Consider the following 12969-nt stretch of genomic DNA (forward strand, 5'->3'; position numbering starts at 1 on the left):
GTAGAATAAATTCCATTCTTCTTTTGTGAAAAACTTATTTCGAAGTCATCTGTTATATCACTGCCCAAACGTTCATAACTCCCATAAAACACGCCGCGCTCAACTCCGTGATCTCTGACTTCGCTTGCTGCGCTGGAAATAATATTTCCCTCAGCAGAAATATAGTGATCCCCTGCAGAAATTTTAATGTATTTACCTTTTACAATTCTGGTACGAGACATAACTAATGATTTTTGCTTTTCTCACCACTGTTATTTTTTACTTCCTGCTGCGCATTCTTTGTGATGTTTTTGCTGGAAGAAATTTCAATATCATCATGTGAAATCTCGTTTCTGTTTTGCTTTGTCTCACTATGCACATCACCCTCAATCATCTCCATCAGTTTCCCGGTGATGAACACGCTGACATCACCCATCACGGAGGTCATCTTCATGGCACCGACACTTTGGGTAGCATTCATTCCGATGGATTGTGAACTGTTCATGCCAATGGTCTCACTGCTGTTCATTCCCACGCTCGTAGTCATATTCTCCCCCACATTAATATTCATGTTCTTGCAATTCAGCGTCATGGTTTCCGGCGCGGTGATGCTGATATTGCTTCCCGTGGTATCCAAATGGATTTCATTGCCACTCGTATCGGTAATGACAATACTTTCATCTTCGGTGAAGATAATACGGTGGCCGCTTCGGGTCTGGATGGATTTAACGCGGTTATCAGAACCGCCTCCAAGACCCACCTGCCCGTGGAACATGCCACCCATCACAAAAGGCCGGTCCGGGTGGTTGTGCACAAAACCCACCATGACCTGAGTGCATACTTTTACAATTCCCTACTAATTGTTTATAATGCATCTGTTAGGACAAATTAAATTAAGGCTTTCCTTAAAAAATGAAACTAGCTCCATACAGGAAGTCGAAGCGAAAGTATTAATTCTTGAATACACATATTACAAGTTGAACCTTTTAATTTATCTGTTGCAATTTCCAACAGATGATAAATGTTATAATTGATAGTGTAACACTAAAAAATATAGATTTAACTATTTGTTCTGTTGGCATATATTTGTGTCCGTCTTCTGTTGGAGGACTATAATAAATGAAAATATTATAAAGTAAAAAAACAGATAGAATAAATACTAAAACCGCAACTATTGTTAGTTTAATAAAAAAACTCACACTTATTTTGAATTGATATAACCGTAGTAATTTGTTCTGAAAAATCATAGCCGACGCTGTTATTTTCTTACCATAGGATTCTGCCTCCGTGTGTATAAATTAAGTTTTGTTTATCCCGTTACTTCATAAAAGAACATAAAGGAAAATTTAGTCAAGTTATTTGTATATATTAATTTCATTTTTAGCTTTTGTGAGTTTTCCGTCAACCAAACAATTTCCTAAGAAACATCCTAAAAATTTTCCGCCGCCAAAATACGGTTCATTTTGAAACTCAGTAATGGTTATTGTTTCCCCATCAGAAAATATTATTTTTAAAAAATCTTTGGACTCTAGTTTAATATTGCCGGAAATTTTTAAATAATTTTCTTTAGAGAGCCTGAAGCCTGCGTCATTTATTTTCTTATTGTTCCTTGAGTGTTCAATATTTAGATTTTTAAAAGATTTATCTTGATATTTTCCATTAAAAAATATAAGAATACTGTCACTAGCATTATAAATATTGATTTCACGTTCCTTTATACACATTTGCTTTTTCTGCACAATATTTTTATTGTTTTTTACACATGAGCACATTGATAATATACAGATGATAATCAATAGAAAAATCTTACTTTGCTTTAATATAACCATAATAATTTCTTTTAAAATCATCCATAGTAATTACACTTTGTAAATATTTATTATTAGTCCCCCAGGTATATACTTTAAAATTTAATGTATAAAAAATTCGACCATTTCCATCTAAATTCTGAATAGTCTGGATTGGGGTTTCTAAAACAACCCAATGGTACTCTAAAGAGAATAAATTCCATATTGTATCGGGGTCTGAAGCAATAAGATCAGAATCTATCATTAAAATTAATTTATACCCATCTGATATCTGCTTATTGATATCCTCTATCATTTGCCAAACAATTGGTAAAGGAAAGTTTTTTAACTTCTTTATAGGATTATAAATTCCATTTGACTCAACATCAGAATAACCTAAAAATTTTTCTGTTAATTCCATCATTAAAGGCGGCCAATTTATTGCTTGAAGTTCCTCATTACCACCTTTATAACTGTTATTATCGTGATTTCGTGTTCCAGCAAGCGCAATAAAATCCGCTAAAGGCATACCACCTGTTCTATCAGGAAATCCTGTAGTCAATTTTTTTTTCAAGCAATTCTCCTGTTGGTTCAACTTTGTATTGGTTGGAATTGGAAACACCTTTCCTAAAAAGATTTTGTGTAAAAACCTTATATTCCTGTGGTTTTTCCTTAGCAAATAAATAAAAAATACAAGCCATTCCACATAAAGAAGTTGAGCTTTGATTAATTAGCCAAGGACTGTTAATTCGAGAATTTAACTCATTTTGAACTATTTGCCCGTCAAACCATCGGAACCTGTTGTGCATAAATATCGGAAATTTACCCTCGGAATCTGCATTTTCTATAAATGCTCGCACCTCCATATTACTTCCACAGCATTCAGTGCTGGAGAAGCGAAGGTTTAGTTCCAAGCCGCGGCAATCTTTATTTTGGAGAATATTCTCTTCAACTACTCCAGTTTCTGGATGAGTAAATTTAAGTGCCCATCGAATATTATTAGGATTTTTCGGTTCTCCGTTCGTAAATTCTTTCGCTTTAAATCTATAGGTTTTATTAAATAATACACCTTTTTTCAAACTTGTTCCCGAGCCATCGTTCGCTGAACCATCATCAAGCTCACTATGGCATTCAATTGTTTTCACTCTTGTTTCCTCAACTGATTTTCTAGCTTGGTTTACATCATGATTTACCTCTCCGCCAAAGCCGTTTTGCACTTGTCTTCCACCAGCTACATTTCTTGTAAATCTGCTTTCTTCCAAAATACTTCCATTGGCATTACCTCTTATATTTTTAGCAAATACTTGAATTCTCCCTTTTTTAGACTGATTCTCCATATCAGTAAATTTATGCGTTGTGTCCTTTCTCTCCAGACAAGTTATGTATTGTTGTCTCGCTATTCTGAATATAATCGCCGATAGCAGCAACTTCGATAGCTTCTGAAGCATTTTTATGAATATCTGTAGCATCATAGATGAAATTTTCGGACGCCATATTCATGATGTTGGTCGCATTAAGATTATAGTTCATAGTAGCATTTTGCCAAATATTAGCTCCAGCAGTTTCGGTAATATTCATTCCTACTGTATTGCTCTGATTCTGCCCAACCGAAGTACTCTGATTATTGCCGATCGTAGAAGTCATATTCTTCCCCACATTAATATTCATATTCTTACAATTTAGTGTCATGGTCTCCGGTGCGGTAATGCTGATATTACTGCCGGTGGTATCCAAATGGATTTCATTGCCACTCTTGTCGGTGATCACAATACTTTCATCTTCTGTGAAGATAATACGGTGGCCGCTTCTTGTCTGGATGGATTTAACGCGGTTATCAGAGCCTCCACCCAGCCCCACCTGCCCGTGGAACATGCCACCCATCACAAAAGGACGGTCCGGGTGGTTGTGCACAAAACCCACCATTACTTGATCCCTAACTTGCAAGATGGCGACGTAACCACGGTTTTGTTGTAGATTTCTAAACAATAAAGTCTAAAAAAAATCAGAAACTAAATTCTGATTTTTAAATTATTTAGAAGTTTATTTTATCTCCTTTACTTTACCAGTTTCTCCGTCAATTTTGTACTCAATAGGCTTCCAAATACTCGGTTCTCCTTCAGAACTTCTTGTTGCTTCTAAAAATTCATCTTCAGTTAATTTTTTTCCTTGAGTAATTAAAATCGTCCAAACAGAAATGTCTTTATCATATGTAATATCATATTTATTAGTTCCATCTTCGTTTAATCTACCTTTACCAGTACTAATATTAATGTATTTCATTTTATGAAGAAAATTTAAAATATCCTGATATTTAATTTTGCCATAATGTTTATCTTCATCTACAGATTTAATTGGGTTTGCTTTCTCATCATAATATTCAGATTGCATTACTTTCACTGTTTCACTAATTCTTACTTCCTTTTTTTTGATATATCCATTGGGATAAAATTCTTTGTACAAGAATAAAAATGATGGTTTTGGAAGCAATTCTGTTTGCATACCCATTTCATTATCTTCAGGTGGAACAATTGACAAAATAGTATAGCCATTTTTTAATTCTAATGTACCGTTACTTTCCTGATATTTTTTATACAATTCAAAATCAAATTTTTCAGCCATAATATTGGTTTTATTTTCACTTCCTTTTATGTTTGTTTTTTTTTCTTGTTGACACATAAATGTCAAAAAAAAGAACACTGGTAAATAAATAAGTCTTTTCATCACGCAATTATCTTAGAATTTAATACTTTCCATTGCCATTTATATATACATATTCTTGGGATCGCTATATGATGACAATAATCCATAAGGTTGTTGGTTTTGTACGCTTCGTATGTGTATTTTGCTTGAGTATTTCCATCAAAAGTATGTGGAAGTCCTAGAGCATGCATAAGTTCATGCGCTACAGTTTCTTTTGAATGTGTATTAAATTGAACTGTAAAGGTGGTATTAAAATAAGAAAAACCATTTGTGTAACCAGAAATTTTTCCATTCTTCCACGATGGATAAATATCATCAATAAAAAAAACTTTATAAAATTTATCATATTTACTTCCATATTTTTTTTTAAATTCTTTTTCCAAATAATCCTTTAATCCAATAGATTTACTAATATAATTTTTTCCACCTAGTTTCGTGCAAAATTTATTTATAAACGTATTATACAAGATATTACCTGTACAATCAATTGAGAAGTTATTTAAAATAGTAGGCTTTACGAGCGCTTGATTTAAGCATTCCGTAAAATATTGTTGGCTTCCTTGTTTAGAAACTCCAGATTTAATAATTCCATTAATATCTGTTTTTACTGAAACGAAAATTGTTGTAATAAGTTTTTGATGTTGTGTAGAATTAGGATGAATTTTCATTGCACCACAAATTTCTCCATCTGCTTTTACATATAATATTTGTTCTTTTGCGAAACTTTCTTTGCAAGTAATTTTTAGATAATTAAACTTGTCATATTTGCCTTTTCTAATATCACCAATTTCTTTTAAATTAAGCGATAAGTATTTTTCTGATTCCTCGTCTTTAAATTCTAAACTTAATTTCTTTGGCTTCTCTTGAATTTCAATTTTCAAATTAAACAACGCAGATTTTCCTTTCAAAAGGGTTAGAATAGGAATTGGATATAAGTAGGGTTTTTTATTTATTTTTTTCCACACCACTGAAAAACTGCTATAACTTTTCAACTTTTGGTCATACATATTCAGATCTTTGCGAAAATTGGTATTCCAGCTATTTCCATTTTTGAAGACAGTAACATTATCTGTTTCATAATATTTACCCATAATATTTCCGAACCAGTTATCTCCTTTTTGACCAGAATCTCCTGCACGAAGCCAATCAAATCCAAAGTCAGGATTATCTTTATATTTGTCATGGGGTCTAAATTTCACTAAACACTTGGCTTTTATTTCTCTACCAGATGGCTTTTCAGGATTTCCATAACTGACGCCTTTTGTTTTACCTTTTTCAGAAACCACTTCGGCAGCATAATCTATGATACTGGTTTCAGAGTACATATTATAATCTTTCCCGATAATCTCCGTAATTTTCCCTTTTACTATTCTTGTTCTACTCATTTTATAAAATCTTAATAGTTTTTAGACTTTTCTCCGCTGTTATTCTGCACTTCTTCCTGAGCATGCCTGTTAATGGAAGCCTGCGAATTTGTTTCAATTCCCTGGTCCGAATTGACGATTGTTTTTCCTTTTGCGGTCTCACTATGCACATCTCCTTCAATCATTTCTGTAAGTTTCCCGGTAATAAACACACTCGCATCGCCCAGTACCGAGGTCATCTTCATCGCACCGATGCTTTGGGTAGCATTCATTCCGATTGATTGTGAACTGTTCAGGCCAATGGTCTCACTGCTGTTCATTCCCACACTCGTGGTCATATTCTCACCCACATTAATATTCATGTTCTTGCAGTTAAGTGTCATGGTTTCGGGCGCGGTGATGCTGATATTGCTGCCGGTGGTATCCAAATGGATTTCATTGCCACTCTTGTCGGTGATGACAATACTTTCGTCTTCCGTAAAGATAATCCGATGGCCGCTTCGGGTCTGGATGGATTTAACGCGGTTATCAGAACCTCCACCCAGCCCCACCTGCCCGTGGAACATGCCACCCATTACAAAAGGCCGGTCCGGGTGGTTGTGTACAAAACCGACCATCACCTGATCACCAACTTCCGGGATGGCGACATAACCTCTGTTTTGGGTGACCTGATCGGTGCCACCGGCATCGGGACTCATCATGCGGATAAAGCTGGTGGTGTCATGCAGCTGCCAGTCAAAGCGCACTGTAACTCTACCCTGGCCCTGTGGGTCTGTGTTGCTGATGACCGTAGCCATCTGCGGCTGAGCAGTGGGTGTGGTGAACTCCGGCTGGGGCAGATAGCCCGTATCGCTGGCAATGGCTTTAAAACTGCCTTTGTATTTTCCCGTGGCATCCAGATCGTGGGTTACTTCGGTAATCATGATGCGCGTGAAGTAGGAGGTTTCGGTACTGTCGGTTTTGCGCATCTCCAGATCGCAGACACAACCCGGATACAGAAAAGGAATCGAAGTATCTCCGCTCACCGTAAAGACATCCACCGCGCGGTGCCCCCAGGCGCTCTGCTGGGAGCTGACCACATCCTGATCAGTCTGCGCTCTTAGGGGTGCTACCTGAAGCGAGCGGGTCTTGAAAATATCGTTGTTGTTTCTATAAGCCGTGCGCGCCAGATCTGATTTATGGCTGGCCGGTGTTTCTCCTGAAGTAAGTTTTGTATGCTGAGAGGAATTATAGCCGTAGAACTCGGGCTTTATGTGCACAGCATTCAGGTCCACCTGAATGTTGCTCACATTACTGCCATAGTGCAGCGTCAGCGGCGCTTCAGGCGCGGGGAGTTTTCCTAAATGCAGTATTTCTCCGTCATAGTAGAACTGCTCACCATAGGCCACGGCCATACGGCAGAGGTAATTGTAATGGGTTTCCTCATACTGCGCTGAATAAGGGATTTGGCAGTGGTCATTGGCCTCGATACGGAAGTCAAACTTCTCACGGCTCAGCGCCTGATTAATGACTTCCCGGGCAATAATACTCATGTTCACACTCTGGTCACCGCCAAAGCTCTGGGTATGGGGCGCGGCGTCCATCAAAAGCGTAGGACTGCCGCCCGAGAGAATCACCGTGCCCAGGCCTCCTTTCTCTTGGCGGTAGCTTACTTTGGTGATCACCCCCACAAAGGTGCGCTCGGGGCTGTCTTCCACCTCGCGGTATTTCTGAATCAGAGTAATGCGTTTGCCTAAAAAGCGGTTGGCACTCTGCAGCTGATGGTTTTCCTCAGCGCCCAGGGTATCGTGCGAGAGTTCGAGCTCAAAATGATGGTGGGTATGGCTGTACTGCTCCAGGCTTAAATGCCGGTAGTGCGAGATGACTCTACCCTCGATAATCACCGAGAGTTTTACCTGGCGGTTGATGCCGCGCAGCTGATGCTCAGAAACAGCGCGCGCGGTGTGGGAGGATTTTAGGTTGAGGGAAGACATAGGGAGGAGGTTTGGGGTTAAAGTTGAGGAGTGGTTGAGTCGTTCAGTGGTTGAGTTGTTGAGTTGTTCAGTTGTTCAGTTGTTTATTTGTTGATTTGTGTATTTGTTGATTTGTGTATCTGTTGATTTGTTAATTGACAAGGCGGTTAGGGTTAGCGTGTTATTTGGCTCAAAAATTCTATTAGCTTCTGTCTTAATTAACTTTATAATTAAGTTTTGTTTAGCGCACAAAACATTGAACACTTTAAACAATTATTGCTAATAAAATTAAGGTATTATTTTTAATTACATAGCATAATTTCAGATTCACTAGCTTTCGGGATACTGCCGCGCATGAATTGCACCTTTAATATGTAATTGGTCTTATGAAGATATCATGACAGTAAATAAAATTTGTCTTTTTCTTATTTCGATAAAAGTTCCGGCGGCAGCGGGATTGCCGCACTATATATTTAGCACAAAATGATTAGCGCTTCATCGCGCGAAAAAAACTTCCCGACCGGAGGACTACCAAGGCAGCCGGACCGTATCGGGAAGCGGTTAACACAAATGATGAATGTTGTATGGCTGTATGCTTTAGGCTATATGCTCTAAGCGTTGCGTACTGCGTGTAGCGTATTGCCTACCACTTAAAGCGCGTAGTGCTGACTGCATATAGCTTATAGCTTACAGCTGCGTGCGGCTTACTTCTGTGGCCAGATTCCATCGTAGGAAGAGTTGCCGTAGTCGATCTTCTCAGCGCTTACCACAAAGGATACCTGCATGTTGTCTTCGTTCAGGGCGTCATAATCTACTTCGTGCTGAATCACGTAGCCGTTTTCCCACTTCAGGGTGGTCAGCGCGCCTTCTTCGTGTGCTTTGTTGAAAGTCACCTCGCCGCTGGTAGGCTTGTACTTGCCGTTCAGAAGGCTTTCCAGAATGCCGCTGTCTTCAGTAGCTTCCACGGTAATTTTAATCAGCGCATTGTTAGGATCCGAAGCCACGCGTCCGGAAACATCCGTAGATCTGGAAACACCATAGTTTAGTTTTAATACTTTCTGTTCGTTGCCGCCGTTGAATTTTAATACGGCTCTTGAATTGTTTGCCATGATGGTAGGTTTTTAAGTGTTATATGAATTGATTTGGTTTTTTAATTCAGAAGTTAGAGGTTAGAGGGTTAGAAATTAGAGGAGACTTGGACTTGTTGAGTTGTTTATTCGTTGATCTGTTTATCCGTCAATCTGTTTTTCTCTTTTTTCTTTTTTCTTTTTTCTTTCTTCGCTTCAGACTTCCTTCTTCAGACTTCCGGCTTCTGTCCTCCCGCTTCCGTCTTCTGTCCTCCTGTTTCCTGCTTTCTACATATCAAACTTACGCGCATCTTTTTCATAAATCAACCAAACGGAGCGAAACTTTGAAAAGTGTAGTAGTTTTACGACTTTTTATCGGGGATTCCGGGCATGGCGTGCTTTGCAGGTTTGGAAGTGGTGCTGAATTCAGCTGATATTGAAGATGATTTGTATGAAGTATAACGTAGAATGTATAATGATAGGCGATGAAAATTGTATGCTGCATGCTGTCAGTTATAAGCAACAGGATTTAAAGAGCACTTATTTAACAGATAATTGCGCAGAGGCTTTGCAAGTTGCACCTTGCAACGTGCAGTAACCCACACAGATTCCACAGATTTACACAGATCAACTGCGCACATGCAACAGTTTATCTCATACCTCTAACATTAAACCCTGCGCCCCACACCAAAAAAAACAGCCGCTCTGCCCGTTCCCGCTGCCCTTGGAAAAAGGCTCCCCTTGCGGCCGCGATGGAAATGGTTACCCCGCAGGGAGGCGGTGGAGCGCAGCGGAAACGACCGACCGAGGAGTATGAGTGGACAGCGCGAATTGTCCGCCAAAAAAAATACCTTCGATATAAAACCGAAAGCATTTTAGTTGTCTGGATTGGCAAACTACTATAAAATCTCTTTAGTCATGGCAGCTTCTTCCTGAATCGAGACGCGGTATTCTACCCCGTCAATTGCTTTTGATTTGATGCTGTTACGCAAAATCTCGGCCTGCTGATCCCAGTATTTGGCACCATAAAAGGCGAAATCCTGTGGTACAATGGTAACATCCACGGTGCGTACAAACCCTTCTTTCGGACGATCACTGATCATCGTGCCGCGGCTGACTGTAATTTTCTTCACCTCATTTCGCAAAGCCATTTTACAGTAATTGCGAATATCTTCCACTGAAATAATCTTATCCCGCGTGGTCAGTGCGTATTTATATGCCTGAATAGTGTCCGACTGCTTTTGTTCCCGCACGCCGCCTGAGGTGGGCGTTACCAATGTGATACTTTGCAGCCTGCGCTGGGAATTGAAAACCGTTCCCGGGCGGATGGCGTTTGCCAGCGGACCATGCGTCACCCAAAAACTGGCGTAGGTATGCGCAGAATCCTCCAGCGGCTGAATAATGACATAATTGACATCTTCGCGAAGTTCGCGGTTGGCCATTTCCACTTTCTGCATCAGGCCTTTCATTTTCTCCGAAATTTCACCCAGCACTTCCTTTACCTTATCACGGTTGATAATCGAAAAGGCCGCTACTTCATCACGCAGGAGTTCCATCAGGTGCGACATCAGGTCAATGGCATTGCGATCAGTGAACCGTTCCATGCCGCCTTTGCGCACAGTGTACAAACCTTTTTCCATATGATCACTGGGCGTAAAGGGAATTTCTCCGTAGCGGTTGCCCTGCCCGTCGAGCACTTCGTCCACATACAGAAAGAACTCATCCTCCGAGGTATCCAGCGGAATATTATTTCCCATAATATCCAGCGCGTATTCTGTTTTCTTCCAGGCGCGGTTGTACACAGGGAAAGCATTGGTAACAAATAAAAAGTTTTCCAGAATTTCAGCAGTGAACTGTGGCGGGAATTCCAGGGTCAGCCACAGCAGCTTTTTCCCCCGGTAGGTATCCCAGACGGCCGTTCCGTCATCCAGTTCATCAGGCAGGGCGACCTCGGTATTTTTCATGGTGTTCCGCGAGAAACCGCTGATCTCAATAAAACGGTCATGATAAATTCCTTTGATGTCCTGCCGGATTTTATGATGCAGCGATTGCTCTTCGAAAATACCTTCAAAGCCTTCCTTCAGCGGAGAATCGGCGTAGGTCAGGCCGTGCGCCACTTGTAGTTCCTCGGATCCGTGATATACCCGAACGTGCGGCAGGAGCCGATAGACAAAATCCACATGTTCAAAGGTAGGATTGGAGGCATACAAAGCAAGACGCTCAGGAAATTTCTCTGATTCATAAGCAGATAAATCAATTCCTAATTTCATGGTTCGATACGCTTCCACCTGCACAGGAAGCCGCGCCACCGGCAGTTTATTTAACTGCTCATCAATACTGTACACTGTATTGCCGGCCACCATGAGCACTGTCTGTGCACGGATAAGTTCCACGTGATCTACCGCTGTCAGCGAAATATTGACCTGCCGGTCCGAACGGTCTTTCTGCAAAGTGTTCACCTGTTTTTTGGTAAAGAATTCACTGTGCGCGAGCAACAGCTGCCGGTCTTCCGAGGGAGCACAAAAGGCAATGGCATGCGCGGGCGACGGGTGAGCATATCGGGAAGGAGTCAGCAGCCGGGCGAGCTTTTCGAGAATGCGGCCGTTGATGGTCTGAATTTCATTATTTGCCTTAAAGACTTCTGTACTGAACGCATCAATGAGCAATTTCACAAAAGGGTCCAGCGACTGTATATTTTTTACGCCCCACAGCTGGGTTGCATTTTGCAGCATGCGGGCCTGTATAGCTTCCTTAGAATAATTTTGTCTGATAATATTCATACACTCTTCAAAAAGTTAATCGATTGACATAGGACTTAAAAACAATTCCGTAGAAAAACTGAAGTTCTCGCCGGTTTCGCGCATTTTCGCATTGATGGCGACCCGCACTTTCTTTTTTACCTCGGTGAAATTCCGGGTTTCATAGCTGTGTTCCACATAATTAATATCTGCTGAAACATGTGCCTCTGTCAGCCGGGGTTCATAATCCCTGATCTGCCGCTGCAGGCTTTTGATGAAAATATTTTCCCAGGCGGCCGAGGACACGCCATTATCAAACTCCACCTCCCAGACATCATTCCCATACTGCGGATCGTAGCGGTTTTCGCCTTTCTTGGTAATAATCAGCAGCATGATATTCTGGGCAATACTCTCGCCGGTACTGCACGTTGCTATATTGCCGTCGCTGGTCATGGCGGCGCGCGGATCGAAAGGCATTCTGTAATTCGTATTATCCATTATTCATTACTGTTTAAAGAAGCGGTAAGGATTTCATTTTTTGTTAACTGAAAGTCCAGCATTTTCTCACGCGGCAGATAAAAAACACTTTGCCCTTTTTCAGCCAGTGCCTGTTCTATGCCGGGATTCCAGCCAAGCAGAGTACTGAGCTCGATGTCCAGACGCTCTGCAATTACGGTTAAATCGAAAGCACCATTTAAAACAATCTCCGAAAGTTTACCGCTATTTTTGGTAAAAGGTTTGCCGGGTTTCTGAACAGTTTTCTGCGCTACGGCAGCCGGAGCCGTTCCGGTCTTATGGTAATCTGCCAGCACAGCCTGCAGTTCGCCCGTAGCATAACTCGCGTTCAGAAACTTTTTCACGTGCATCTGCGTTTCTGCTGGCAGAAAGGGTGCAAAATCAGTGTAGCGTTTGGACCCGGCTGCAGACATCGCCTTGGCAATATTTCCTTCGCCACAATTATAAGCGGCTACCACTGTCACCCAGTTTCCGTATTTATTATACAGATTAATGAGAGAGTTAACAGCCGTGCGGGTACTCTTGTACATATCCGAACGGTCTTCTTCGGACAAGCCATACTGCTGGGCATGTGGGGTCATGAACTGCCAGACCCCTCTGGCACCGGCAGTGGAAACAGCCTGATGATCCAAACCGGATTCAATGATGGCCAGATTCCGCATAAACTTAGGAATCTTGCGCTGCGCAAAAGTATATTCTATCAGGCTGACGAGCTGTTTGTTGCTGCGAATCACCTGCTGATATTTTCGCACACTGCGCTCCGACGTATCGGTGGCCGTTAGTTGTGCTGATAAACTACTGCTGCAGAGAAGTAATAAAAAAATACAGCAGCGGTATATTACTTTTTTATTTTTCATAGTAAGCGT

Annotated in this window: 12 protein-coding genes and 1 pseudogene; all 13 read right to left on the reverse strand. The window is 40.9% G+C overall.

Annotated features, from left to right (window positions below):
* Window positions 1-221: pseudogene (locus MVI27_RS08800) on the reverse strand (hypothetical protein); the annotation flags it as partial.
* 2 nt (window positions 222-223) lie between these two features.
* Window positions 224-805 (reverse strand): bacteriophage T4 gp5 trimerisation domain-containing protein, encoded by a 582-nt coding sequence (locus tag MVI27_RS08805; RefSeq protein WP_246960937.1) that lies wholly within the window; start codon window positions 803-805, stop codon window positions 224-226.
* Window positions 806-1334: 529 nt separating this feature from the next.
* Entirely contained in the window at window positions 1335-1829 is a 495-nt protein-coding gene (locus MVI27_RS08810) for a hypothetical protein (protein WP_246960940.1), read from the reverse strand.
* On the reverse strand, window positions 1786-2328 hold the full coding sequence (locus tag MVI27_RS08815; RefSeq protein WP_246960943.1) for a hypothetical protein: 543 nt from the start codon (window positions 2326-2328) through the stop codon (window positions 1786-1788). The genes MVI27_RS08810 and MVI27_RS08815 overlap by 44 nt, the downstream gene beginning before the upstream one ends.
* Entirely contained in the window at window positions 2309-3103 is a 795-nt protein-coding gene (locus MVI27_RS08820; RefSeq protein WP_246960946.1) for a hypothetical protein, read from the reverse strand. Before MVI27_RS08820 ends, MVI27_RS08815 begins: the two co-directional genes overlap by 20 nt.
* A 10-nt stretch (window positions 3104-3113) precedes the next feature.
* Complete coding sequence (locus tag MVI27_RS08825; RefSeq protein WP_246960950.1) at window positions 3114-3689, reverse strand: hypothetical protein; 576 nt, start codon at window positions 3687-3689, stop codon at window positions 3114-3116.
* A gap of 117 nt (window positions 3690-3806) precedes the next feature.
* Window positions 3807-4487, reverse strand: a complete 681-nt coding sequence (locus MVI27_RS08830) for a hypothetical protein (protein WP_246960952.1) — start codon at window positions 4485-4487, stop codon at window positions 3807-3809.
* Window positions 4487-5851 (reverse strand): zinc metalloprotease, encoded by a 1365-nt coding sequence (locus MVI27_RS08835; protein ID WP_246960955.1) that lies wholly within the window; start codon window positions 5849-5851, stop codon window positions 4487-4489. The genes MVI27_RS08830 and MVI27_RS08835 overlap by 1 nt, the downstream gene beginning before the upstream one ends.
* Before the next feature lie 11 nt (window positions 5852-5862).
* On the reverse strand, window positions 5863-7803 hold the full coding sequence (locus tag MVI27_RS08840; RefSeq protein WP_246960958.1) for a type VI secretion system Vgr family protein: 1941 nt from the start codon (window positions 7801-7803) through the stop codon (window positions 5863-5865).
* A gap of 683 nt (window positions 7804-8486) precedes the next feature.
* Window positions 8487-8891, reverse strand: coding sequence for a type VI secretion system tube protein TssD (tssD, locus tag MVI27_RS08845; RefSeq protein ID WP_246959169.1), 405 nt, complete (start codon window positions 8889-8891; stop codon window positions 8487-8489).
* Window positions 8892-9748: 857 nt separating this feature from the next.
* A complete protein-coding gene (locus MVI27_RS08850) occupies window positions 9749-11629 on the reverse strand; it encodes a type VI secretion system baseplate subunit TssF (protein ID WP_246960961.1) in 1881 nt (626 codons plus the stop codon).
* A 15-nt stretch (window positions 11630-11644) separates the two neighbouring features.
* Window positions 11645-12085: a GPW/gp25 family protein gene (locus MVI27_RS08855; protein ID WP_246960963.1), complete on the reverse strand. Its 441-nt coding sequence runs from the start codon at window positions 12083-12085 to the stop codon at window positions 11645-11647.
* Window positions 12085-12960: a lytic transglycosylase domain-containing protein gene (locus MVI27_RS08860; protein ID WP_246960966.1), complete on the reverse strand. Its 876-nt coding sequence runs from the start codon at window positions 12958-12960 to the stop codon at window positions 12085-12087. Before MVI27_RS08860 ends, MVI27_RS08855 begins: the two co-directional genes overlap by 1 nt.
* Window positions 12961-12969: the final 9 nt, after the last annotated feature.

This window comes from Chryseobacterium salipaludis (assembly GCF_022968825.1).
GTDB classification, from domain to species: domain Bacteria; phylum Bacteroidota; class Bacteroidia; order Flavobacteriales; family Weeksellaceae; genus Kaistella; species Kaistella salipaludis.

Excerpts from the sequence above, each read along its gene's own strand:
- MVI27_RS08805 (WP_246960937.1), bottom strand. The coding sequence starts at position 805 with ATGGTGGGTTTTGTGCACAACCACCCGGACCGGCCTTTTGTGATGGGT.
- MVI27_RS08810 (WP_246960940.1), bottom strand. The coding sequence starts at position 1,829 with ATGATTTTAAAAGAAATTATTATGGTTATATTAAAGCAAAGTAAGATT.
- MVI27_RS08820 (WP_246960946.1), bottom strand. The coding sequence starts at position 3,103 with ATGGAGAATCAGTCTAAAAAAGGGAGAATTCAAGTATTTGCTAAAAAT.
- MVI27_RS08825 (WP_246960950.1), bottom strand. The coding sequence starts at position 3,689 with ATGGTGGGTTTTGTGCACAACCACCCGGACCGTCCTTTTGTGATGGGT.
- MVI27_RS08830 (WP_246960952.1), bottom strand. The coding sequence starts at position 4,487 with ATGAAAAGACTTATTTATTTACCAGTGTTCTTTTTTTTGACATTTATG.
- MVI27_RS08835 (WP_246960955.1), bottom strand. The coding sequence starts at position 5,851 with ATGAGTAGAACAAGAATAGTAAAAGGGAAAATTACGGAGATTATCGGG.
- MVI27_RS08840 (WP_246960958.1), bottom strand. The coding sequence starts at position 7,803 with ATGTCTTCCCTCAACCTAAAATCCTCCCACACCGCGCGCGCTGTTTCT.
- tssD (WP_246959169.1), bottom strand. The coding sequence starts at position 8,891 with ATGGCAAACAATTCAAGAGCCGTATTAAAATTCAACGGCGGCAACGAA.
- MVI27_RS08850 (WP_246960961.1), bottom strand. The coding sequence starts at position 11,629 with ATGAATATTATCAGACAAAATTATTCTAAGGAAGCTATACAGGCCCGC.
- MVI27_RS08855 (WP_246960963.1), bottom strand. The coding sequence starts at position 12,085 with ATGGATAATACGAATTACAGAATGCCTTTCGATCCGCGCGCCGCCATG.
- MVI27_RS08860 (WP_246960966.1), bottom strand. The coding sequence starts at position 12,960 with ATGAAAAATAAAAAAGTAATATACCGCTGCTGTATTTTTTTATTACTT.